The following is a 24,796-nucleotide window of genomic DNA, read 5'->3' on the forward strand; positions in this document are numbered from 1 at the left end:
CCGGCAAAAGGCCAGGTACTAGCATTGTTAAAAAGAATTAAAAAGAAAATTTGCATGAAATTTTTTTCATGCAACATCAAAGAGAGAGCAATTAGATTGCTCGCCGAGAATATATTTTTCCTGGTGTTCAGCTCTTTGAAAAAAGGTTGTTGCCCCTACTCTATTCCTTTAAATTTGTCAACAATGATTTTATTTTATGAATAGTACGCAATTTCGCTTATATGTTCAACTTTTTTTATTGACAAAGCGCCTGGAAAGTTGCGCGCAAAAAAATGGTTCTATCTCAACGCCTTGTTTTTACATTATATGTTGCCCTTCGCTATGAAAATATAAAAGAAAAGTTTATTGAGCTAAGTTTCGCTTCGATTGCGCTGGGTGCCGAAAATGGAAAAAGAAACTGAGGTGAGTACCAGGGAGGCCTTGATAATTTTTTTCCAAGCGGAAGTGGATTTGTACCCCATTTTGTACCCCGTGAAGATGCAGGCAATAAAAAAAGGTTTATCGGAAACCGATAAACCCTTGATTATCTATCTATTCTAACTGGTCGGGGCGGGGCGATTCGAACGCCCGACCTCCTGCTCCCAAGGCAGGCGCGCTAACCAGGCTGCGCTACGCCCCGACTCATAGGCGTGTTGGTAGGGTGAAAAAGAAAAACTTATTACACCATTCACTAGTCCCTTGCAAGGTTTTTCCGGTTTGAGGTGAGGTAAAATTGCAGCATACGGGGAGTTGATAAGTTCCCTTGCTTTTACTCCGCTTAGTTATGGTGCCATTAGCAGGCTATCAACCTATGAGCGGGACAATAGACTGGCGTTCTCTCTGCTTCGGTTTTACAATACCAGCAGATGCAATGTTGGACCGGATCTGAGCCGGTTCTTTTCGACCAGCTGTTTCAGGAGTTTTCATGGCCCCCGCACCGCCAACGACCCAACGTGTCACCTTTTTACTGATCTTTTCCTTTTCCGCTCTGATGCTGGGCGTGGTGCTCTGGCCGTTCTGGACACAACTCTTTCTCGCCTTTCTTCTGGCCACGGTTTTTTATCCCGCTCATCTAAAAATGACGGCAAAAATACGCCCCTGGATGGCAGCCAGCCTCACCTGCCTGCTCATTACACTCTGCGTCTTCCTACCGCTTCTTTTCAGTCTGGGGTCGCTTTCTGCAGAGATTCCAGGAGTCATTCAACTGGCGAAGAAAAATGACCTCCTAGTTTTGTTGCAACAGACTCTGGAAAAAAATCCCCAGGTGCATCATGTGACCGATTTTCTGGCAGGTTTTGGTATCCATTTTGATATTGATAAACTTCCGGATATGATCACTAAATTTTCTACAACTGTGGGGCTGTTTCTCTATAACAAAGTTTCCAGCCTGGCTGCGGATATTATCAGTTTTGTTTTCCAGTTCTGCATTGTCATTACTGGAGTTTTTTTTCTGCTGATTGAGTTTGAGCGGCTCACCGATTTTCTTTTGCGCCTCTCTCCTCTACCGGAACAACAAAACAGGTACCTGATCGAGCGATTTTCCTCTATTTCAGGGGCTATCCTTGTGGGGAATACCCTTAGCGGGCTTATTCAGGGCGTTCTTGGAGGCGTCTATTTTGCTTTGATGGGTTACATATCCCCGGTCCTCTGGGGGGCGGTTATGGCGGTTATGGCCTTTATGCCCATTGTTGGTGTTGGACTTATTTTTGTGCCCACTGCAATTATACTCTATGTCAAAGGATATTTAGGGCAAGCAGTGTTTGCTCTGCTTTTTTATAGCTTGCTCTCCTTTTCCATTGATTACCTGTTTAAACCAAAATTTGTCGGTATCCAGGCGCATTTACCCCCTCTGCTGGTTCTATTGTCGATTATTGGGGGGCTGAGTATGTGCGGACTGATGGGGATCATTTATGGCCCTCTGGCCTTAACCGCTTTTCTGACCCTGGCTGATATGTATTTTAATGAGTATCAGCCCTACTTTGAACATCTCGACTGTCGATCGGTCTTGCACGATGACGAGAACCCTCTTGAATAATTCAGCTCCTTTCTCGCCGGTATCTACTTGACATAGAACATCTTTTCACGTTACAGGCTAGAGGCTGTAGTCTTTGCACGTTCTTTCCGCTGGGGAAGGAGCGACTTCCCTTTATGCTGTCAAAGCGCACTGTTTATGGATCTCATATCGTTTCTTCAAAGTGTTGTTTTAGGTATTGTTGAGGGGCTGACCGAGTTTCTCCCCATCTCTTCCACGGGCCATCTCATCATCAGCGGCGATCTGCTGAATTATACCGGTGAGCAGGCCAAGACCTTTGAGATCGTGATCCAACTCGGTGCGATTTTAGCTGTCTGCTATCACTACCGAGAACGGTTAATGCGCGTTATTCGTGGCCTCCAGAGCGACTCTGCGGCCTGGCATTTTGTTATGAACCTGGTCATCGGGGTGGTTCCATCAGCCATTTTTGGTCTGGCCCTGCACGGACTCATCAAAAAATACCTCTTTAATCCCCTAGTGGTGGCGGTGGCCCTTATTGTTGGTGGCCTGATTATCTTTGTGGTTGAGCGTCGCCCTTCTGAGCCGCGGGTTGTTGATGTCGATCAGATGAGCTGGCTCGATGCGCTAAAAGTTGGGTTTGCCCAGGTTTTTTCATTGATTCCCGGAACCTCGCGCTCTGGTGCTACCATTATTGGCGGTATGCTTTTTGGCCTCTCACGGCAGAGCGCCACGGAGTTTTCATTTTTTCTCGCCATTCCCACCATGTTTCTGGCCACCGGTTACGATGTTTTCAAATCCTGGGAGTCTCTTGCCAATGTGGACCTGGGATTTTTTGCGGTTGGTTTTGTCACCGCATTTTTCAGTGCCTTGCTGGCTATCAAGGGGCTGATTCGTTATGTGGCCCACCATGATTTTCGTATTTTCGCCTGGTACCGGGTTATCTTTGGGGCAATCGCCCTGTTTTACTTTCTCCCTTAAGAGACAACAATGCTCACTGAATTGATCAGCCAGACTGCTGTCCATATACTTGATACCACAGCCTATGCAGGCGCCTTTTTTTTAATGGCCCTGGAATCTATGATTGCCCCTGTGCCCAGTGAGGCGGTTATGCCCTTTGTCGGTTTTCTGGTGACAGATGGCAAATGGAACCTATGGCTGGCTATCTTGTCCACCAGTCTTGGTTCCTTAACCGGGTCTCTGCTGTCTTACTGGATGGGCTATTATGGCGGGAAACCGTTGGTCCTGAAGGTGGGAAAATATTTACTGCTCAACCGGCATGATCTGGAATTAACCGAACGGTATTTTAGTCAGCGTCAAGGAGTGTTGACTGTCTTTATTGCCCGTTTTATTCCGGTTATTCGACATTTTATCTCAATCCCTGCCGGCATGGGCAAGATGCGGCTTCTCCCTTTTATTGGGGTAAGTCTGGTTGGTGCGACCCTGTGGAACAGTTTTCTTCTGCTGCTTGGGATGCGTCTTCGTGAGCATTGGACAGTTGTCCAGAAGTATTCTCATCAGGTGGATATCGTTATCGTGGTGCTGGCTGTGGTAGGACTTGGCTGGTTTGTACGCTCACGACTGGCCGCAAGGAAGCGGAAATTGAACTAGACTGTGACCTGAATCCGTGACGGCAGATGCTCACGGATTCAAGTGTGAATCCATTGTTATGTCGATGGTTCTGTGCGTTCAGTCTGCAGCTGCAAGAAATTCATCCAGGCGCTTCTGACGATAATCAAAAATTCTCTCCAAGGTGCGCCGGATGTAGAGTCGGTGCACTATTCTCCCCAAAAAACCTGCCGGTGGTTGGTAGTGCACCCTATCGACCAAAAGAACACCATCCTCCTCCTGCCTGATTTCATGGTAGTGGTACCAGAACCGGTAGGGACCTAAGCGCTGTTCATCCACAAAGCTGCCCCCCTCGTTGATGTGCTTGATCTCCGTGACCCAGGAATGCGTTCCAATCAGGGGGATGGTAATGCGATATTCAATGATCAACCCGTTGAACATGATCTCCGGGACATCGGTCACAATTTTAAATTGCAGATCAGGCGGGGTAATGCTGTCCAGGTTGACGGGATTTTGTAAAAAAGCCCAGGCCTGTTCCATACTGCCGCTGACCTTTTGTTGTCTCTCTAGGATATACATGACTGTTTTTCCTTTCCACTTTCAGGCCTTATACGCCCAGACCATGTATACAGGATCACTGAACCAGAGCTCCTGGTGCGGATCGTCTGCTGGCCTGGGCCAGCCGCGTTGGGAGAGCGTGTGCAGGTTGGTAAAACCACCGGTGGTGTGCAGTAACTCAGAGACCCAACCAAGACGCTCAAACTCGTGCATCTGCGTCCAGGCTTGAATTGCCTTGGGGGAAACCAACGGTTGGAAAAGGCCAATGCGATGACGCCACCGGGGCGGAGCACACGTTTGAGTTCAGATAATGTCTTCAGTGGATTCGTCAGATACTCTATGGATGCGGTACAGATGATGGCATCAAAGCTTGCATCATCCAGGTTAAGCTGGGGGGTGGTATTGAGATCCTGCACCAGTCTTTGAGTTGCCCGGGCATTTTGCGCCAGCTCCTTCTTGTTCATCCCTAAGACGGTGAGGTCTGCAAGTTCAAGAGACTCCGGGAGGTGAGAATCCCAGCTCCCCATACAGTCAAGTACCTTGCTTCCCGGGGGGATCAACCTGGCGTACTTCTTACTGATAGTTGCCCGCGCGTTACTGTCTAAATGCTGGACCAAACGCGGTTCCTGGTAAAATAGGTCATCTGGTCGTTCATCGCTGCGCTCAAAATTTTCCGATGTAAAATAGCCAGAAGCGTCCCCCTGAAACCGGGCCTGCATCCCTGGCCCATCGCTGGTGATACGTTCCAACCAATCCTCACAGCGGCCGCCCCGTTCTTTCTGCTGCTCCTGGACATCAAGAATTTTCATTGTCAGCTTGAGATCGTACCCTGCCAGAGGATGGTTGAGGTCAAATACCCATTTTTCTCCTTCATAACCCAGAAAACGACAAGGAGTTAGAGTTGCCTGGTAGATCCCCCCTACGCCGTGGAGCATGCCCTGAGGGTAGTATCGCCCGGGGATGGGCGTTATTGGCTCGCCAGACGCATTGGTGCCGCGGAACTGATGTGGGCGTACCAGGATGCGCCGATTCTTTTGGTAGGGAGTGGGAAACTGATCTGCTGACAGGGTAATTTCTGCCTCATCTCCGAGAGACTTTCCTCTGAGTGCGCTCACAAGGGATGGGCTCAGGACATCGCGCCAGAAACTCACCGGATGTGCCCAGAGTTTTTCTCGATGAGTGGCCTCCCTTGATTTCCAGCTCAGAGTGAATTCTGCGGTAACGCGACTGTATGCATTAATCGTATGCATGGTGTGTCTCCTTGCAGAAGGTTATGCAAAGAACGAAGCTTGCTGCTTTGAGGCCCAGGTGCGAATATAGCGTGGCACATCAAATTTTCGCCGAGCCCCATTTGCATTCATATAGCGAATAGAACCAAAAACAGGTCGTTTCGCCCAACCTCGATCGTGCACTCCCCCCATGGACCAGGCTATACCCGTATACCCGTTGCTTTCTCGGCCATCCAGGGCATAACGGTCATTCAAATAAATGGCAATACGCATGGCCTCGGTTGGGTTGGGTGTCCATTCGAGAATTTTTTTGGCCCAGTACATGCGCATGTATCCATGCATGGTCCCGGTCTGGACAAGTTGCCTTTGGGCTGCATTCCACAGCGGCTGGTGGGTTGCCGCCTGGTCGAATTCCTCCAGCGAGTAAAGGTATGGCCGCGGGTCTGCGCTGTGTTCCTCGAGGGTGCGTTGGGCCCACTCAGGAAAGGCGGATACCTGATCGTAGTCTGCGCTGTAGAAACAGAAGTTATCAGAGAGTTCTCTGCGAACGACTAATTCCTCGATAAAGCTTTCAGTGTTTTCTCCGCTCAAGCCACGTTTATCAATTTCCAGAAGAATGCGTTGGGCTGAGGTCATGCCGAAATGAAGGTAGGGGGAGAGGTTCGAACAGACCTCCCTATTAGGATCATTTCGCTGGTCGTAGTTGTCCAAACGTGTGGACAAAAAGGTGGTCAGTGTCTGTAGGGCGCCCTCCTCTCCCGCTTGGAGCCAATCAACCGGCGCTACCGTTGTATCGACCTTGAGGGCCTGATGCAGCTCGGCAAAGGAGAGGCTTGCAGGTTGTCTGTCCCAGACGTGAGGGTGGGCTGAATATTCCGGAAAGGGGGTGAGGAACTCGGGGAGCAGCCTATGAATTTTGGGCCGAATGGTCCGAGCCATGTACTCCCGTTTGGGAGAAGCTATCCATACCGGTACTATGTTGCGTGAATCGACTTCCTGAACGGGTGCTGTTTGCCCCTTTAAAAGAGATTGTAACCATTGCCGCTTGATACGCAGGGGATCAAAATCGGTAACAACCAGCGAGGGGCTCAGTTGCGTGCAGAGACGATTCATCTCCGTGGCCGGATCACCACTGCGCAAAATGAGAGGGATGTTCGCCTGCTGCAGCCTAGGTGCACTCGCTTCCAATCCTTTGAGCAGAAAATCAAACTGACGCAACGTCGCCCCAAGAAATTCCGGAACCAGGCAAAAGACAACGGCCAGCGGTACCTGGCGACGCAGTGCCTCAGCTTGGGCATGAATAAGCGCCCAGTTATCGCGGAATCGAAATTCACGATGGACCCAGTAGAGAACTGGCCCCTGCGGTCTGCTCTCGCCATTGTAGTGGCGAATGCGTCGTTGATCTATACGCTGTCCCATGTATGCAAGGCTTGAGGGAAGGAAAGAAAGGAAAATTATGGGAATCTCGAATAATTGCTTTTTCTGCCAATCCCGGCGTCATGTTTAAAATTTTATCCTCGGAATATCGTGTATATGCCTGCTGTAAAATTTTGCACAATCCTTGGCCTTGATTGAAAAATCTAATTATTCAAGACACCCCTATGTATTGTGGAAGGACTGAGAAATTAGGGTGAGCCTCCCCCTGATGGGGTTGCCATCAGGGGGAGGCGTTAAACTTTACCAGCGCTCAGTGCCGATGAGCTCATTGACATTGGAGCAGCTGGCTTTCTCATGGTCAGTGAGGTCGCTGAACCTCTTTACCCCACTGCGTCCATCATCGAGATTACAGCTGAACTCACGACCTTTATCATCGCGAACCCATACCATTGACTCGTAACCGATATTGCCAAGTTGTCTATCTCTTTCGCTAAATTCCATTATATTTCTCCTTAATAGAGAGAGTTTTAACACTCGGGTCGAGTGAAGTATTTACCAGCGCTCAGTTCCGATGAGCTGGTTTACGTCCATGCACTGTTTTTTTTTCAGTGCACGAATTGGGCAGACATATACTTTACCATTTTTGTCACTGATTCAGGCCAGTGATGCATATCCGCTCATATCATCCTCCTATGGATGTTTTTTTTCTGTCATTCGTTCTTATTTGCAACAGTAAGCAATAAAACCACGACCACAATGGGGGGAAAATAGGGGGTAATGATGATTTTCACTATCATTATTTTGAATAACTTGCTGAAAATATTGTTTAAAGATATATTTATGCGGGGTGAAAAAATAACAAAAAAAAGAGAGAGAAAATTTTAAAAAAGCTTAACTTAATAATGTTTAGGCTGAAATCTCAGAATACTGACCTCTTGACGAAGTACCCGAGCGGTATAATTATCTTCTGAGTCCGTGAGCGTTCTCTGTTGTTCAGCAATTACCTGCCGTCACGGATGCAGGTATCAGAAAGACCCTTTAGGTAGGTTGCAGAGTGCTTTCTTTGCCAATATCAGGGCCGTATCCGGGAGTGGTGTCCCGGGGATACAGTCCTGTGGAGAGCACTTGTCGATCTGCCAAAATCGCCTGTTGTGTTCGAAATCAGACGTCATATCAATGACAACCCCTTCCATGAATCTGTGGAGCACAGACTATGAACAAAATTGCTAAAGTAAACAAATTCAAACTTATGGCTTCCTGCCTGCTGTGTCTGACATTGCTAGCAGGAACGTATGTGCCGGTGCATGCACAAAGCGAAAGCGATATTGCGGTTCTCGATCGATCAGCTAAAGCCTTTGCCTCGGTGGTTAAAAAAGCCGGGCCAGCAGTAGTGCATGTAGCGGTGGAAAAAGAAAAAGCCACCAACAGGCGTTCTCAGGATCCGTTTGAATTATTCAACGATCCTTTTTTTGAGCGCTTTTTTGGCCCTCAGTTTCGCCAACACCGCAAAAATCCCCAGCAAAAAAAGCGGAGCTACAAACAAAAGGCAGCAGGCTCCGGATTTATTATTGGCAGTGATGGTTACATCCTGACAAACAATCATGTGGTTGCCGATGCCGATGCGATCACGGTTCGTCTGGCTGATAAACGGGAGTTTAAAGCAACTGTGATCGGGACCGATCCCCAGTCCGATGTGGCCTTGATTAAGATTAAAGCCAAGGATTTACCGGTTATTCCTTTGGGAAATTCAGATGCACTGGAAGTTGGCGAATGGGTTATTGCCATTGGTAACCCCTTTGAACTCAACCAGACTGTGACCGTTGGGGTGGTCAGTGCCAAAGGCCGTAACCGCATGGGGATCACGGATTATGAAAATTTCATTCAGACCGATGCGGCCATTAACCCCGGTAACTCGGGTGGTCCGCTTTTAAATATCCACGGCGAAGTCATCGGCATGAACACCGCCATTTTCTCCCGAAGCGGTGGCTATATGGGAATTGGCTTTGCTATTCCGATCAATATGGCCAAGAACATCGAGCAGCAGTTGCGTAAAAACGGAAAGGTTGCCCGTGGCTGGTTAGGGGTAATGATTCAGGATGTGAATGAGGATCTGGCCAATTCTTTTGGAGGCGAGGTCGGTGGTGCGTTGATTTCCGAGGTGAGCGATGACTCCCCGGCCAAGAAAGGCGGCCTGAAAAACGGCGATATCATCACTGGCATCAACGGAGAGAAAGTGTCAGACGTCGGTGATCTGCGCAACAAAATCGCCATGACTCCCCCCAATACCACTCTGACTCTCAAGGTTCTACGCAATGGGAAATCAAAAGAGCTGCATGTGACTATCGGAGAGCAGCCCGGTGATATGTCGTCTTTCTCTCAGGAAGGTGGCAAGGATGGCCAGATGGGCAGCTTTGGTTTGAGCCTGCAGAACCTTACTGAAGAGCTGGCTGAACAGTTTGGCTACAAGAAGGATCAGGGCGTATTAATTGTTGATGTTGAAGACAACAGCCCGGCCTCTGAGCTTGGACTGCGATCCGGTATGCTGGTCGAAGAGGTTAACCGGGTACGCGTTCATACACTTGACGACCTGCGCAAGGCGATCAAAGAGAGTCGCAATAAGCGCCAGGTCCTGCTGCGTGTGCGCTCCGGAAAACACAGCCAGTACGTAGTGTTGCAAAGCGAATAACCCCTGAATGCTCAGGTATTCAGGTGAAGCATTGAAACAGCCGGTTCGAAACCTTTCGAACCGGCTGTTTTTTTGAGGTGCCCAGGGAAACTACCGGGAATTGCTTTGTCATGTTACCCGAGCAGTTGCTCCGTAATGGTTTTCAGCAGTGAGTGGATGGTGAAAGGCTTTTTGATGAGTGGTATCTGGCAGTCATTATCTTCCTTAAGGACATCCCCTGCATAACCTGACATGAAAACAGTTTTGAGATTTGGCCGAAGGGCACGAATTTTACCGCAGAGCTCTTGCCCGTTCATCTCGGGCATGATCATGTCACTTAAGAGAAGGTCGATTTTGGTTTCAGGCTGGCTGCAGATGGTAAGTGCTTCACTGGGGGTCGAGGCCACCAGAACGGTATAGCCACTGGCCGCCAGCATATCCTGTGTCATCTGGCGAACGGTCTCCTCATCTTCAACCAGCAAAATAGTGCCTGTGTACTGGGGAAGAATCGTCTCGGTTGGCCGTTCGCAAGCCTCGGTTATGGGAGCCAGGGTGCGCGGAAGAAAAACCTGAAAGGTTGTGCCGACTCCAAGCTCACTTTCCACCACGACCTGTCCTCTGTTCTGGTTCACGATTCCATACACAGTCGCCAGGCCCAGGCCGGTCCCTTTGCCGCTCTCCTTGGTTGTGTAAAATGGCTCGAAGATATGGAGCAGGGTGTCGGGCTGCATCCCCATTCCAGTGTCGCGGATACGTATTTGGACATAATCCCCTGGATTGAAATCGGGGTAGCGACTGGTGTAACTCGCTTCCAGGGTGACATTCTCTGTGGTCACCGTAATCTGACCATGCCCCTCAATGGCATCCCGGGCGTTGACAATCAGGTTCATCAGGATTTGATCAACCTGGGTCGAATCCATATACACCGGCCAGAGGTCAGGGGAGGTTTGTACCTCTACGTTGATATCTTCGCGGATGAGCCGCCCCAGCCACTTTTTAATCCCCTTAACCAAGAGATTGAGATCAAGAACCTGGGGAGAGATTTCTTCTTGGCGGGAAAAGGCCAACAGTTGCCGAGTGATATCCCGGGAGTGGTTGGCAGCACGGATGATCTGGTTGACATAGGCGTGCCTTTTTTCCTCGGCAACATGGCTTTGATTCATCAGGTCGGCATACCCGAGAATAACGGAGAGCTGGTTGTTGAAATCGTGGGCGACTCCGCCGGCCAGACGACCAATAGCCTCAATCTTCTGGGCCTGGCGCAGCTGGTTTTCCAGGGCGAGACGTTGCTGCTCGGACTCTTTTTCCTGGGTGCTATCCACCATGATGCCACGGCGCCAACGTGGGGTCCCGTTTTCCATTGCCACGGTGATTCGGTCCTGAATCCAGACCGTACGGCCATCTGCAGCCTGAAAACGATAGGTCAATTCATGGTCTTCTCCATGAGCGGTGGCTTTACGGGTGGCCTCATAGGCCCATTCTCTATCCTCTGGATGCAGATGGTGGCGCCAGAAATTATCCTCTGACCATTGATGCATAGGATAGCCCAAGAGTCTCTGTGCCTCACGACTGACGTAGGTAAAGCGCAAGCTGTCTGCATCTGTTTCCCAGACGATGCCATCTACCGAGTCGACCAGGTTTATGAAGCGCGTTCGCTCTTTGAGTAACTCTTTCTCAGTTCGTTTTTTTTCGGTGATATCCCAGGCGATACCCAATACCCCAATCAAGTTGCCGCTGTCATCGCGCACCGGGGTTTTGATGGTCTCCAGCAACTCCTGATGGCCATCATCGGCGTAGGTGACCCACTCTTCATTGATGCTGGGGGCATTATTTTCAACGGCTTGTTGATCAAACGTGCGAAACGCCAAAGCCACCTCTTGGGAGAAGAGCTGGTAGTCGTCCTGCCCGATAATGTTGCCCTCTTTCTGGCCGACAAAGCGTTCAAAGCGGCTATTGCAACTTATGTATTTCCCCTCTGCATTTTTCAGCCAGATGAGCGCGGGGACGGTCTGCAAAAGGTTGCGCAGGTTCGAGCGCTCCTGCTCCAGGGCGATTTGCGTACATTTATGGACATGGACATCCTGGGCCATAAAATAGAGGCACTCTTCTTTGCTCACCTCAATGGGAATTAAATACATCAGGGCATAATGCAACACCCCGGATTTCAGGCGCAGCATAAAGGGAAAATTTTCCAGAACCCCTTTTTTGCGTAAAATAGCGATGGCAGCCTGACGTTCCTCAATCGTCCAGAGGCCAAGGTCAATGGAGCTGTGGCCAATGACTTCCTGGGCGGTCCATCCGGAGACGGCGGTAAATCCTGCGTTGATTTCAAGAAAACAACCATCTTCAAGCTGGGTTATGCCAGCCATATCCGGAATGAGTTGAAAGATGGATGCGTATTTTTGTTCTGAAAAACGGAGGTTCTCCTCGGTGATTGCCCGTTCTCTGATTTCCTTTTTCAAGGCCAGGTTATGGCGTTGTATTCGTCGTGGACGCTCAGCCAGCCAGCCGATCGCGAGGGCCAGCACCAAACTCAGACTGCTGCCAAGGTAGAGGCGTATGGACTGGGAAGGATCAAGAACCGGCCACCCCTGATGAGGGGCAGCACAGAGCTGCCATTGAGTGCCCGGGACCTCAACTGGCATGCAGACTGGATTCGCTTGAGCAAAAAGCTCTGTGTTCCCCAGGAGGATAACAGTGCCTTCTTCGTTTGTTGCTTCCGTATTTTTTTTCAGACCAATGGTCAAGGTTTCTGTGTTGGCCACATGGGCCTTCGCAAGCAGTTGTTCCACATCGGTGACAATGGATACCACTCCCCAATACTTTGTAGAGTGTACAGCATCGTCCATCTTCCTGAAAACAGGGACTCGAACGATGAGTCCTCGTCCTCCCTGGACCAGTTGATGGGGGCCTGAAAATATAGGCTTTTTGGTGATTCGAGCCAGGCGAACATCCATATACTGCTTTGGATTCTTGGCGTATTCCAAACCTATAGCCCGGTGATTTTCCTTAAGGGGATAGATTTGTGTGATAACATCGTCAGGCGCGATGCCGATGTTGTGCATGGAGGGGTTGTTGTCAATAGCCTGTTGACTTAAGGCCTGAAAAAGATCCTGATTGATTGCACCTTCATGGGCAATGACCCCACTGATACCGGTGCTTGCATTGACCAGATTGAGCACTGCCCCTTCCAGTCTGGCTCGCATGGGCGCGAGTTCGTCAACAGCCTGGGATTTTTGCTTAAGCAGTTGCTGCTCCATATCCAACAGCGCAACCTGCCAGCTAAAGAGGGTGCCCAGGATAAAGACAAAACAAGTTATGGCCAGAGATATGAGTGATCTTGGAAAATATGAGGACAGCAGATGGCGGAGCAAGTGCACCTCCGTGGCAAAGCAACCTGATGGGAAAGACTAAAGGGAATCTTGAATAATTGCTTTTTCTGCCAATCTCGGCGTTATGCGAAAAATTTTATCCTCGGAGGTAAGCGAAGACTCCGATATCATGTATATGCCTGCGGTAAAATTTTTCGCATGCCTTGATCTTGATTGAAAAATCTAATTATTCAAGACACCCTAAAATTGCTTGAAAATATTGGAAGATATCACTCAGCATAACAGTGGAATCAACAAAGTCAAGCTTCACACATCAGGTAATTTTTGAGTTGCCACAACAGGGGCAAACGCCTACTTATGTGAGATGCAACCAGCCAACATTTCCCAAGCGTATTTATGGAGATACGCTGTATTCCCGGCTCCGCTCTTTATCTGGCCGCGCGTTGCTGTTGTTGTTCCTTAAAGCGAAGCAAATCGGCCAGCAGTTCGCAGGCAGGCGTTTCAACTCCGTGCAGACGCCCCTGAGTGGACACGTAGCCAACCATTGCCTCCACTTCTGTTGGTTTGTTGTTTTCCAAGTCCTGGAGCATGGACGCCCGATGGTGGTAGGTGGCAGGAACCAGGTTGTCATAAAACAGGGTGCGGTAGGTCTCCGCATCTGGCCAGGGGGTGGTGCCACCCAGTGCATGAATGACTGAAAAAGTCTCGTCAATGACCTTATTCATGATTTGTTTGATATCTTTGCTTTCTCCCAATGCACCGTAGTGAACGCCGAGAATGGCTCCAAGGGGATTGAGGGCGCAGTTGTAGAGAAGTTTGGCATAGAGCGACTGATAGATATCGTTTACCGCGATAGCGGGGAGGCCGGCATGATCAAGTGCCTCGGCCAATTGCTGGGCAGCTGGGGGGATATTTCCGCGGACAGAACCACCGATGTGAACCGCATCAGCACTGACCGTAATTTTTACCTGGCCGGGTTGTTCGATTTCAAAACCGGTGATCACCCGAGCGGCAAGACTCCGATCTTTTCCCAGGCGAGCCGTGAGTTTTTCCAGATTGCCACAGCCATTTTGCAGCGACACAACCGGACAGGTGCACTGGGACAGGGCGACAATCTCGTCTATGGCTGCATCTGTCCCGTACGTTTTGGTGGTGAGCAGGATCAGGTCAATATCGCTGCCGTTGATTTGTTGTAATTCTGTAATCAGCTCAAGCTCTTTGCCGCTAATCTGGTAGGTGCCGAAAATACCGGTTACGGTAAGTCCTTCAGCCTGTAAGACATCGATAAAACGGGGGCGTAAGACAAGGGTTACCTGGTGTCCATCTGCAGCTAACATACAACCAATGGCCTGACCAAGGGCACCCGCCCCATAGACTAATACTCGCATGTAATTCCCCCTGCGATGGGTACTTTTGTTCGCCGCAGTTGGCCCAATATTGTACCTTCGCAGTCATCAAAATGGATCTTAATACTGCTCTACTCCTGGAGGACCGGTGTGGAACTGATCATCATTGCCGCAGTTGCCCAAAATCAGGTCATCGGCCGACATAATACCATCCCTTGGCAAATACCGGAAGAGATGGAACATTTTAAAATGACTACGAAGGGGCATACGCTGATTATGGGCCGGTTGACTTATGCCTCCATTGGTGGCCCATTACCAGGGCGCAGGTGTATTGTGCTCAGCAGGACCCCTGATTTTACCCCCCATCCGGACTGCACCAAGGTGGCCACACTGCAAGAGGCCCTTGCGCTCTGTACCCGAGAGGAGCGTGTTTTTATCATTGGTGGGGCTCGGCTTTATGAGGCTGCACTTCCCCTGGCCGATACGCTGATCATCAGCTGGATTGGAAAAGAGTATGAAGGGGATGCTTTTTTCCCTGATTTCAGCCAGTACCTCTTTGTCGAGCAGAGCAGGCGAACACTTTCAGCATCTGTCCCTATCACCATCGTTACCTATGCACAAAAAAGACAAAGGGGCGTATTGCCTTAATATGCTTTGGGTTTACTTTCGCTGGACGATGCAATCATCGGGTACTCGGTTTCTGGTCCGATGACGTTAACATCCTCGGCAAAGAGTGGCTGTGAACTGAGGTAGGCTGCAACAAGGGTCGCCACTGCACTCAGTGAGTTGAGATGGGCACGTTCGTAACCGTGGGAGGCATCCAGACCAAAGCAGATCAGCGCTGTGCGAATATCATTGCCCGCCTCCAGAGCCGCGGCTGCGTCGCTGCGGTAGTGGAGGAAAATATCGCGGCTGAACTCGATCTCCTGCTGCATGCTGAGGTTGATCAGGTGCCTGGTGAGGTGAATATCAAAGGGACCGCTGGAATCCTTCATGGCCAGGGTTACTCCCATCTCGCTGGTATTCTGGTCAGGGGCCAGCGTACCGTTATCAATGGAGATCATTTCGGCGACATCGCCGTGGAGTATATGCGAGGCCCCCACCCCGACTTCCTCTGAGATGGTAAAAAGCAGATAGGTGCTCAGGGGAATGGGGAGGCTGTGCTCCTTGAGCGATTTTGCAGCCGCCAGCACCGCCGCTACTCCCGCCTTGTCATCCAGGTGGCGGGCATTGATGAATCCGTTTGGGGAGGCCTCAAAGTTGGAATCGATGGAGACAAAGTCCCCCACCCGCAGTCCATATTCCCAGAGCGAATCCAGTGAAGGGAGATTCTCATCGATACGGATCTCAAGATTGGACCAGGCCGAGGGTTGCTCATCAATCTCTTCATTATAGCGATGCCCTGAGGCCTTCAGTGGTAGAATCGTTCCCCGCGTGACCTGACCATTATCACTGTGGATCAGGACCCGTGCACCCTCTGCAAAACGGGCAGACCAGGTGCCGATGGGCACGACGCTTAAGCGGCCATTTTTTTTCAGCCCATTGACCATAGCGCCTAACGTATCGAGATGGGTGACGATTGCCCGCCTGGGATCACCCTGTTCTCCGGCAAGATGAGCGCGAATGGCCCCTCGGCGAGTCAACTCATAGGGAATGCCCAGGTTGTCCAGCTCGCCACAGACAGCGCGGACCATTTCATCGGTCATGCCCGAGGGGCTGGGAATAGCAAGAAAGCTCTCCAGGAGCTGGAGAATGTATTGACGGTCTATGGGAATCCTCATGCCTTGGTCTCCGCAAAGGATCTGGTTTGGGGGAAAAGCAGATCAATAAAACGTTCTGCTGTGGGCTGTGGCTCGTGGTTGGCCAGGCCGGGACGTTCGTTGGCTTCGATGAAAACATAATCAGGGCCATCGAGATCCGGGACCAGAAAATCAAATCCCACCACCGGAATCTGTAAGGCTCTGGCAGCTGTTTCTGCTGCCTGAATCAGGGAAGGGTGGATCTGGTTGGTGACATCGTGAATGGTCCCGCCGGTATGCAGATTGGCTGTTTTTCGAACGACCAGGGTTTCTCCTTCCGGGAGGATATCATCCAGACAGTAGCCCTGTCGTTTTATCGTCCGGCAGGTTTCCTCGTCCAGGGGGATGGTGCTTTCGCCATCGGTTGCCGCTGCCCGACGACGGCTCTGTTTTGCAATCAGATCACGCACGGATAAGAGATCATTGCCGCGAATGGAGGCCGGTCTGCGCACCGCTGAGGCCACATGTTTGTAATCGATGACAATCAGGCGTAGATCCTCACCGGAGACATACCGTTCCATTATGACCTTGTCACAGATTTTTCCGGCCTTGGTAAAGGCTTCGAGCACTTCGTTTTCACTGTCCAGATCGACAAAAACCCCTGCGCCCTGCTCGCCCCGCGCCGGTTTCACCACCACCTTTCTATGGCGACGAAGAAATTCGACTGCCTCCTCACTTGATGTAATGACTTTTTGAGCGGGGACGCGAATACCTGTTTTTTTCAGCAGTCGCCGGGTCACCGCCTTATCATCACAGCGACTCATGGCGATGGCCGAGGTGAGTTCGCTCAGAGATTCTCGGCAGACTATGCGTCGTCCTCCCAGGCCGAGCTCAAAAAATCCGTTTTCGCAGTCAAGCACATTAACGCCAATGCCACGCCTGCGGGCCTCGTCGGTGATGATGCGGGCATAAATATTGAGTTTATCCTCCGGATCTGGTCCGAGAAAGAGGGGCTCGTTAATGGGGTTTTTCTTTTTGATTACATAGACCGGTACCTGCTCAAAACCGAGCTTGTCATAGAGGGCTATCGCTTCACTGTTGGTGTGCATCACTGAGAGGTCAATGAAGCTGCGTTCCCGTTCCATGAACGACATGATCAGTTCTCGCACCAGGGTCTCGCCCACCCGGGCAAAACCACAGTGCTGATCCACGGCAAGTGCCCAGAGGCTGGTGCCATTGTCCGGGTCATGCATGGCTTTGCGATGGTCCACCCCCGTGATAGCGCCGATGATGGCCCCCGTGTCCGGTGCGATTGCAACGAGAATACAGAGCGCCTCGTTCTTTACGGCTGTGCTGTAAAATCCCTCGTAGCTTGGTAGCATGCCCCAGGAACGATAGATACGGTTCAGTTCTTGCTCGTCGTCACTTGCGCGAATGGGGCGCACCAGAACACCGGTAGCTTCCTGCTGGGGGACGCGGTAGTTTTTAAAATCCAGCCGATAGGTCAGCGAGGGGTCAATAAAGAGCTCCTGGGGGGCATAGGAGATCACCACATGGGGATCGCGCATATACATGGCAATATCCCGTCGGCCCCATTTCTCTTTACGGATGGCCTCGGCCAGCCGTTTGGGATCTTTGAAAGTCTGGCCGAAGATGAGTCGACCCCAGCCGCAGTCGACGCTGACTTCCCGGTCCATGGTGGAGAGCCGCTTTTTACGAATGGGCTTGCCCCAATGTTTAAGCGAAGCCATGCATGAGGGATCCATGGGGTTGTTACAGTCTTCCGTACTCATATTCATAATTCCTGTACTGTAAAAGTGTTGTTCTCAAAACGAGGCTGAGAGAACAGCCGTGCAAGTGTTTCACCTGTGATTGTGTTGGTTCTGACTTCGTGACAGCGGGTGAAACTGAACAAAATAAAATATCTGGAATGATTATGGAAAACAGGTTGTGCGCTGATCACTCTCCATCACTGATTCATGGCTAAATTTCGTGGGTTTGCAGCCACATCTCCAGCAAAGCGATCTGCCAGAGTTTGGAGCCACGCAGCGGAGTAATGTGCTGATCAGGTTCTTGCAGGAGCATGTCGACATACTCCGGTCGAAAAAGCCTGCGCTGCCGGGCGCGTTCATTGGTGAGATAGTCACGAACAAATTCCAGATACGGTCCTTGAATGTATTTAAGTGCCGGAACCGGAAAATACCCCTTGGGGCGGTCGATAACAGCGCTGGGGATGACCGTGCGCGCGGCCTCTTTTAAGATCCATTTGCCGCCGTCCTTGAGTTTGAGGGCGGCCGGGATGTGGCCCGCGAAATCAACCAGCTCGTGATCCAGAAAAGGAACCCTGGCTTCCAGGCTCCAGGCCATGGTCATATTGTCGACCCGCTTGACCGGATCGTCGGCCAGCATGATGGTGGTGTCTAAACGAAAGGCCTTGTCCACCGTCTGGGATGCGCCGGGCTGGGCAAAGGCCTGGCGAACGAAATCACGACTGAAATCGGAAGCAAGAAAATCCGGATGTACGGTTTGGGCGTATTCATCCTGGTTGCGATCAAAAAAGACACGGCAGTAATCAGCAACCGGATCTTTGCTGTCAACCAGTGGTGGATACCAGTGGTAGCCACCAAAAACCTCATCTGCTCCCTGCCCGGACTGGACGACCTTGACATGCTTGGCCACCTCTTGGGAAAGGAGGAAAAAGCCGACATTGTCGTAGCTGACCATGGGTTCGGACATGGCTGCAAAGGTTTGGGGCAGTGTTTCCAGCAGTCGATCTGAAGGGACGAAGATACGGTGATGATTAGTGGCAAAGCGTTGGGCAATGATGTCGGAATATTGAAATTCATCCCCTTTTTCCCCACCGGCTTCTTCAAAGCCAACGGAGAAGGTATTGATGCCCCGTTGTCCTTCTTCGGCCAACAAGCCGACGAGAAGGCTTGAGTCAACGCCGCCGGAAAGCAGCACACCCACAGGAACGTCGGCAATCATTCTACGGCGCACAGCTGCACGCAGATGCTCAAGCAGCCCTTTTTTCCAGTCTTCGACAGACAGGGCCAGGTCCTGCTCTGTTTGTTCGACTCGCATCTGCCAGTAACAGTGATCGCGAAATTGGCCATCGGGCTCATAGACGCGAAGCGTTGCCGGAGGCAGTTTGCGTACCCCGCGCAGCATTGTATGCGGTGGAGGAACGACCGCATGCCAGTGAAGGTAATGGTGGAGCGCAACGGGATCAATGCGGGTGTCCACATCACCTGCAGCCAGCAGTGCCGGCAGGCTGGAGGCAAAACGAAGGCCGTTGTTTCCCAGTTCCGCATAATAGAATGGTTTGATGCCCAAGCGGTCGCGAGCAATGATCATCCGGTTACTTTCGCGTTCGTGAATGGCAAAGGCGAACATGCCGTTAAACCGCTCTACACACGCTGGCCCCCAGGCATGCCAGGCCTTGAGGATGACTTCGGTGTCACCGGTTGAAAAAAAGCGGTAACCGAGTCCCTGCAGCTCCTGACGGAGCGCAGGGTAGTTGTATATACAGCCATTAAAAACGATTGCCAGGCCAAGCTCGGGATCATTCATGGGCTGGCGTGCTTTTTCGCTGAGATCAATAATTTTCAGGCGTCGATGTCCAAGGGCCACTTGACCATGTCGATACGCTCCAGAGGCATCCGGCCCTCTGGGAACCATACGGTTCATCATCAGTTCTAAAGGAGCAAGAGAAGGCGGAGCGTCGGAAAATTGGATTTCGCCGCAAATACCACACATAAAAGAGTAACCTCATTTATTACTTTTGAGAGTATAGAGGGTGTCTTGAATAATTAGATTTTTCAATCAAGACCAAGGATTGCGAACAATTTTACCGCAGGCATATACAAGATATTCCGAGGATAAAATTTTTCGCGTGACGCCGAGATTGGCAGAAAAAGCAATTATTCAAGATGCCCTAGATTCATACATGACTGATCGCATGATTTCTATGATTAATTCTTTGAAAATTTGGATGATGTAGATGTAAAAAGAGAGAAGATATTAGGCAGTATTAGTGAAACTTCTTATTGTAGATGAAAAATAAAATGGAAATGATTATATTCTACTCATTTTAATTTTATGAATATTTAATAGGATGTATTGAACTGTATGCAGATTATAATTTGTATTTTTTCTGTAAAGTCCAATGTTTTTTGGAGGGAAAATTGATCTTTTGAATAAAATATCGACGATTTATATCTCGATATAGATCATCGATAAAATATCTCAATCTAACTATAAAAACATGAAGTTAGATTGCTGTCAACCCGGTCTGTGGATAATTCAGATGATTTTATTTGTAAAACGTGTGTTATATCATGCTGATATAGCGAAATTTATCATTTTATAATTTTTTTGTTAATTTTTCTCACGGATGTTGGCGGCTGTGACCTGGGAAGTTTGTGCGAGCAAGTGATCTCTGCAGAGACAAGCTTGCATTCCCTTTCCTTGTCCTCAATGCATGCGCCCATGCGCATTTTGTGCTAAAAAAATTGGTAACCCATCACGGAACACCGAATCTGCGGCGTTCTCGGACTGCGAGGTGCCAAATCTGCACAGGCCGATGCTCCGGCAGACCGCAATCGCTTACAGTTATAGAAAATAAGGCGTATTTTCAAAGATACCCCGATGAATGCTCACGGATTCAGGGATATTTCCCTGATCGTTTACAACACATTCTATGCGACGATTTTATATTGAACCCCAGAAAAGAGCGGGAACCCTGATCACTATTACCGGGCAGGAGGCCAGGCACATAGCCATGGTCCTCAGGCTCAAATCCGGACAACGTGTTGAGTTCTTTGACGGCCAAGGAACTATTCATACTGCGGTACTGGCACATGTGGAGAAGCAACGAGTGGTGGCCGAAATTAAAGCCACACGGGAAGAACGTGACCTGTCACCCTTGCCTCTGACTTTGGCCCAATGTCTTCTTAAAGGTAAAAAAATGGATCTGGTTGTGCAAAAGGCCACTGAGCTTGGTGTGCAGACTTTCCTCCCCCTGGTCTCCCGTTACTGTGAAAATAGGGGCGAGCGAAACCCGGTTGAGCGCTGGCAGCGGATCATGATCGAAGCCTGCAAACAATCGCACCGGGTCACCCCTATGCAAATTCTTCCGGTGACGCCTCTTGTTGGTGCTGACTTTGTCCCCTATACCCATCGCTTTGTCGCCTGGGAGGCAGAGCAATGTCTTCCCCTTCCGAACGAGTTTGTCAAACAACCGGGGCCAATTTGTCTTCTGCTTGGACCTGAGGGAGGCATTCACAAAGAGGAAATCGCCCATCTGCGAGAACAGCACTTTTCATCGTTTTCTTTAGGGCCGCGTATTCTGCGTGGTGAGACCGCCGCCCTGGCTTCCGTCTCCATTGTCCAGTACCTCAGTGGTGGCCTCAAACCTGAATTCGTGACGACGGGTGGGCACTGAATACCGTACCGTTTTTATACGACCAAGTGTTTGGTGAAAACTCTTTTGCTGTCCAGCTTCCCCCACCATCATAGACTCAGATAACCCTCCTGCTTCAGACAGAACGCGATGGTATTCATGGATGCAGGTCAACATTAACCTTTTTTGTAAGCTGAATATATGCGAGCTGTTGTACAACGAGTCTCAGCGGCCAAGGTTGAGGTAGACGGTGTCGTCACCGGTGCTATTCACCAGGGTCTGCTTGTCCTCTTGGGTGTTCATCGTAATGATACGGAAAAAGATATGGTGTGGATGGCTGACAAAATCCAACACCTGCGTATTTTTGAAGATGATCAGGAGCGGATGAATCTCTCCTTGGATGATATTGGAGGAGAGCTCCTGGTGGTGAGTCAGTTCACTCTCTGCGGCGATTGCCGTAAAGGGCGTCGCCCTTCATGGAACGATGCAGCCTCCCCTGATAGAGCCAAAGATTTGTACGACCGGTTCATCGAACTGTGCCGTCAACGGAAGATCCCCACCGAGGCCGGTGTATTTCAGGCCATGATGGACGTCTCCTTGACAAACGATGGCCCGGTCACCATCCTTTTAGATTCCCATAAAAAATTCTGACAACGGAGTACTATGACTACATTTGCCCTTGGCTCGACGTATCATGGTTTTACCCTGGATCGTGTTTCTTTTGTTGAGGAGATCAACTCAACCGTCTATCTCTTCACCCATGCGGTGCTTGGCTGCCAGGCCGTGGCCATAAAGAATCAGGACGCAAACAAGACCTTCTGTGCTTCGTTTCGCACCGTCCCAGAGGATTCCACTGGTGTGGCCCACATTCTGGAACACTCGGTGTTGATGGGCTCGCAGAAGTACCCGGTGAAAGATGTCTTTGGCGAGATTAACAAGGGCGGTCTCATGACCTTCCTCAACGCCATGACAGGCTCCGATACGACCTGGTACCCTTTTGCCACCAGAAATGAAAAAGAGTACTTCAACATCATGGATGTCTACTGTGATGTGGTTTTTAATCCGTTACTGTTGCAAACAACCTTTGAGCAGGAAGGTTGGCACTATCACCTGGAAAACGGGGAAGACAAGCTCCAGTACATGGGTGTGGTCTTTAATGAGATGAAAGGTGCTTTCTCTGATCCGATCCGTTCGCTGTTTCATCATATCTATCAGGGGCTGATGCCGGAGTCGACCTATGCCCATGAGTCCGGTGGTGATCCCAGGCGTATTCCGGATCTGAGTTATGAGCAGTTTGTCGAGTTCCATCGCTCCCACTATCACCCCTCAAATGCCACCCTGTTTTTTTATGGTGATGCGGATTTGGAGAAGGAGCTTGCCTTTGTTCAGGATCGGTTCCTCAGTCAGTTTGATGGTCCGGTGGACAAGGCACAGATCAAGCCTGGCAGGGACGTGTCTGCACCTGTGTCTCTTGAGGACACCTATCCCGTCCAGCCGGGCAGCCCTACCGAGCAGCGCACCTTTCTTGCCATCAGCTCCTCCATCGCGACCATTGCGGATCGCAAACTCAATACCGCCTTCCAGATCATTGCAAATATTCTGTTTAACTCAGATGGCTCGCCTTTAAAAAAGGCGGTTTTCAACTCGGGTGTCTGTAAGGACTTTGGTGGTCTTTTTCTGGCCAACTCCAGCATTAAAAGTCTGATTATTACCTACCTCGTGGGGACAGATGCTGAGAAACGTGACCACTTCCTGGCCATGTACAAGGCCACTCTAACCCGCATGGTTGATCAAGGCCTGGACCAGGAGTTGATGCTCTCTGAATTGAACAAATATGAATTTTCGGTCAGGGAAGAGATGAATAAGGCCCAGCGTGGTCTGGATCTGATCGGCAAGGCGTTGCCAGCGATGAAGGGGGGACAGAGCCCTTTTGATGTCTTGGAGATCGATGCCCTGCTGGCTGAGATTCGGAAAGAGGCACTTGAAAAGGGCTACTTTGAACAGCTGATTCGCACCTACCTTTTGGATAACCCCGCGACCGTCACCGTGACCTTGGCACCGGATCCAGAAAAGATGGCGCAAAATGTTCTTGAGGAGCAGCAGCGGCTGGCAGCATTTAATGCCTCTCTCGATGATGAGGGGCGCAAGCAACTGGTCAACCGTACCCAAGAGCTGATGGCGCTGCAGGCAGAGGCAAACACCGTAGATGACCTGCGCAAATTACCGCGCCTTGGCCTGGACGACCTGGACAAACATCCGCCTTTTCATGAGGTCAAGCCAACGCAGCTTGGTGAGGTTGAATTTCTGGTTAATGATCTTGAAACCAATGGGATCTGTTATCTGGACATTGGTTTTGATTGTTCTTCGCTCCCCCTTGAGGTGCTTCCTTATCTGGATCTCTTTGCCACCATTGTCACTGAGATTGGAACGGCCAGCAAGGACTACATGCAGTTTGCCAAGGCAATCAATATCTGCGCCGGGGACTTCTCACACTCCTTTCAGGCCTACTCCAAAGCAGGAAATCGAGACACTGTCCGGCCGATTCTCTGGTTCCATGTCAAGGCACTGTCTTCCTACCTGAATCAGGCTATAGAATTGGTGAGCGAGGTCCTGACCTCGGTGGATTTTTCGGATGAACATCACATTGAAGAAATTCTCCAACGCGAGTTTGCTTGGGCTGAACATTCGGTACAGAGTGAAGGTTATTCACTGGCTGCCACTCGGGCCTTTTCGCACCTCAGTCAGGCTGGACGTTACAATGAGCAGGTCCATGGTGTCACCGCGTACCTGCAGCTCAAAGCGTTAGCGGCAGACTACCTGAATGGTGAGGCAACACTGCACGCAGCCCTGCGTCAGATGCGCGAACAGCTCTTTGTGCGGCAGGGCATGGTGATTTCTGTGACCGCCGATGATAAGGACATTGTCCGTTTTCAAAGTGCAGGACTTGGCCTGGTCAAGGCCCTGCCACAGGGGGGAACGCCTGCAGCAGTCCTCGATTTTCCACAGGTTTCCAAGTGTCAGGCCCTGGCCACTTCAGCCGAGGTTGTCTATAACATCCAGACATGTACCCTCTTCCCCGATGTCTCCACGTACAACGGCAGCTTTGAGGTCCTGCGCACCTGGATGTCCCGCGACTACCTCTGGAACACGGTACGGCAGATGGGGGGAGCTTATGGTTGCTTTATTCAGTTCAATCACCTGACCGGTAACTTTGGAATGATCAGCTATCGTGATCCCCAGGTGAAGAAAACCTATGATGCCTATGAGGCACTCCCCAAGGTGATTGGTGAGCTGAACCTGTCACAGGAGTCTATGCAGCAGTTAGTAGTCGGAGCGTATGGAACCGCTAACCCACATCAGGGACCAGCGGCCAAGGGGGCCACAGCGCGAAACAACTATCTGGCCGGGGTAACCCGAGCCTTTCGCCAGCAGCGGGTTGAGGAAATTGTTCGAGCGGGGGTGGATGATCTGCGAGGCTTTGCTCCGCATTTTGCACGGCTGCAGGAAGAACGCAACCGTGTCACCGTGGGCAACAGCGATAAAATTCAGCAGGACAAAGCGCTCTTTGATGAAGTCATAAATTTGTAAGCAGAGCTTTCTTTTTTTGA

17 protein-coding genes and 1 tRNA gene are annotated in these 24,796 nt (G+C 50.4%); 8 read left to right on the forward strand and 10 right to left on the reverse strand.

The window, feature by feature from the left end; translation table 11 throughout:
- Positions 1-541 precede the first annotated feature (541 nt).
- Positions 542-619 (reverse strand) — tRNA-Pro (locus JWJ90_RS12100).
- 285 nt (positions 620-904) lie between these two features.
- On the opposite strand from JWJ90_RS12100, the gene JWJ90_RS12105 reads away from it, so the two are divergent.
- The 3 genes from JWJ90_RS12105 (at position 905) to JWJ90_RS12115 (ending at position 3,580) form a co-directional block, all read left to right on the forward strand.
- Complete coding sequence (locus JWJ90_RS12105) at positions 905-2,014, forward strand: AI-2E family transporter (protein ID WP_205227486.1); 1,110 nt, start codon at positions 905-907, stop codon at positions 2,012-2,014.
- A 135-nt stretch (positions 2,015-2,149) separates the two neighbouring features.
- Entirely contained in the window at positions 2,150-2,950 is an 801-nt protein-coding gene (locus tag JWJ90_RS12110; protein WP_205227487.1) for an undecaprenyl-diphosphate phosphatase, read from the forward strand.
- 9 nt (positions 2,951-2,959) lie between these two features.
- Positions 2,960-3,580: a DedA family protein gene (locus JWJ90_RS12115; RefSeq protein WP_205227488.1), complete on the forward strand. Its 621-nt coding sequence runs from the start codon at positions 2,960-2,962 to the stop codon at positions 3,578-3,580.
- Between the two features lie 78 nt (positions 3,581-3,658).
- Here JWJ90_RS12115 and JWJ90_RS12120 read toward each other — a convergent pair whose 3' ends face one another.
- The 4 genes from JWJ90_RS12120 to JWJ90_RS12135 all read right to left on the reverse strand — a co-directional run bounded on the left by JWJ90_RS12120 (position 3,659) and on the right by JWJ90_RS12135 (position 7,203).
- On the reverse strand, positions 3,659-4,117 hold the full coding sequence (locus tag JWJ90_RS12120; protein WP_205227489.1) for an SRPBCC family protein: 459 nt from the start codon (positions 4,115-4,117) through the stop codon (positions 3,659-3,661).
- Entirely contained in the window at positions 4,105-5,346 is a 1,242-nt protein-coding gene (locus tag JWJ90_RS12125) for a methyltransferase domain-containing protein (RefSeq protein ID WP_240194907.1), read from the reverse strand. The genes JWJ90_RS12120 and JWJ90_RS12125 overlap by 13 nt, the downstream gene beginning before the upstream one ends.
- Before the next feature lie 21 nt (positions 5,347-5,367).
- Complete coding sequence (locus tag JWJ90_RS12130; protein ID WP_205227490.1) at positions 5,368-6,744, reverse strand: deoxyribodipyrimidine photo-lyase; 1,377 nt, start codon at positions 6,742-6,744, stop codon at positions 5,368-5,370.
- 258 nt (positions 6,745-7,002) lie between these two features.
- Positions 7,003-7,203: a hypothetical protein gene (locus tag JWJ90_RS12135; RefSeq protein ID WP_205227491.1), complete on the reverse strand. Its 201-nt coding sequence runs from the start codon at positions 7,201-7,203 to the stop codon at positions 7,003-7,005.
- 712 nt (positions 7,204-7,915) lie between these two features.
- Here JWJ90_RS12135 and JWJ90_RS12140 point away from each other — a divergent pair.
- Positions 7,916-9,388 carry a DegQ family serine endoprotease gene (locus JWJ90_RS12140; RefSeq protein WP_205227492.1) on the forward strand — a complete coding sequence of 491 codons (1,473 nt, stop codon included), beginning with the start codon at positions 7,916-7,918 and terminating at the stop codon, positions 9,386-9,388.
- Between the two features lie 113 nt (positions 9,389-9,501).
- Here the strand turns inward: JWJ90_RS12140 and JWJ90_RS12145 are convergent, their stop codons facing one another.
- Positions 9,502-12,741, reverse strand: a complete 3,240-nt coding sequence (locus JWJ90_RS12145) for a PAS domain S-box protein (protein WP_205227493.1) — start codon at positions 12,739-12,741, stop codon at positions 9,502-9,504.
- Positions 12,742-13,127: 386 nt separating this feature from the next.
- Positions 13,128-14,087, reverse strand: coding sequence for a ketopantoate reductase family protein (locus JWJ90_RS12150; RefSeq protein ID WP_205227494.1), 960 nt, complete (start codon positions 14,085-14,087; stop codon positions 13,128-13,130).
- Between the two features lie 108 nt (positions 14,088-14,195).
- Between JWJ90_RS12150 and JWJ90_RS12155 the strand changes: the two genes are divergently transcribed.
- The gene (locus tag JWJ90_RS12155) at positions 14,196-14,693 is read left to right on the forward strand and encodes a dihydrofolate reductase (protein WP_205227495.1); all 498 of its coding nucleotides are present in this window, start codon (positions 14,196-14,198) and stop codon (positions 14,691-14,693) included.
- Here JWJ90_RS12155 and JWJ90_RS12160 read toward each other — a convergent pair.
- The 3 genes from JWJ90_RS12160 to JWJ90_RS12170 all read right to left on the reverse strand — a co-directional run bounded on the left by JWJ90_RS12160 (position 14,690) and on the right by JWJ90_RS12170 (position 19,543).
- Complete coding sequence (locus JWJ90_RS12160; protein ID WP_205227496.1) at positions 14,690-15,826, reverse strand: osmoprotectant NAGGN system M42 family peptidase; 1,137 nt, start codon at positions 15,824-15,826, stop codon at positions 14,690-14,692. The genes JWJ90_RS12155 and JWJ90_RS12160 overlap by 4 nt on opposite strands.
- A complete protein-coding gene (gene ngg / locus JWJ90_RS12165; protein ID WP_205227497.1) occupies positions 15,823-17,577 on the reverse strand; it encodes an N-acetylglutaminylglutamine synthetase in 1,755 nt (584 codons plus the stop codon). The genes JWJ90_RS12160 and ngg overlap by 4 nt, the downstream gene beginning before the upstream one ends.
- 190 nt (positions 17,578-17,767) lie before the next feature.
- On the reverse strand, positions 17,768-19,543 hold the full coding sequence (locus tag JWJ90_RS12170; RefSeq protein WP_205227498.1) for an N-acetylglutaminylglutamine amidotransferase: 1,776 nt from the start codon (positions 19,541-19,543) through the stop codon (positions 17,768-17,770).
- Between the two features lie 943 nt (positions 19,544-20,486).
- Here JWJ90_RS12170 and JWJ90_RS12175 point away from each other — a divergent pair.
- The 3 genes from JWJ90_RS12175 (at position 20,487) to JWJ90_RS12185 (ending at position 24,776) form a co-directional block, all read left to right on the forward strand.
- On the forward strand, positions 20,487-21,230 hold the full coding sequence (locus tag JWJ90_RS12175) for an RsmE family RNA methyltransferase (protein ID WP_205227499.1): 744 nt from the start codon (positions 20,487-20,489) through the stop codon (positions 21,228-21,230).
- 159 nt (positions 21,231-21,389) lie between these two features.
- Complete coding sequence (gene dtd / locus JWJ90_RS12180; RefSeq protein ID WP_205227500.1) at positions 21,390-21,839, forward strand: D-aminoacyl-tRNA deacylase; 450 nt, start codon at positions 21,390-21,392, stop codon at positions 21,837-21,839.
- 12 nt (positions 21,840-21,851) lie between these two features.
- Positions 21,852-24,776, forward strand: coding sequence for an insulinase family protein (locus JWJ90_RS12185; protein WP_205227501.1), 2,925 nt, complete (start codon positions 21,852-21,854; stop codon positions 24,774-24,776).
- Positions 24,777-24,796 lie beyond the last annotated feature (20 nt).

This window comes from Desulfobulbus rhabdoformis, assembly GCF_016919065.1.
GTDB lineage: Bacteria > Desulfobacterota > Desulfobulbia > Desulfobulbales > Desulfobulbaceae > Desulfobulbus > Desulfobulbus rhabdoformis.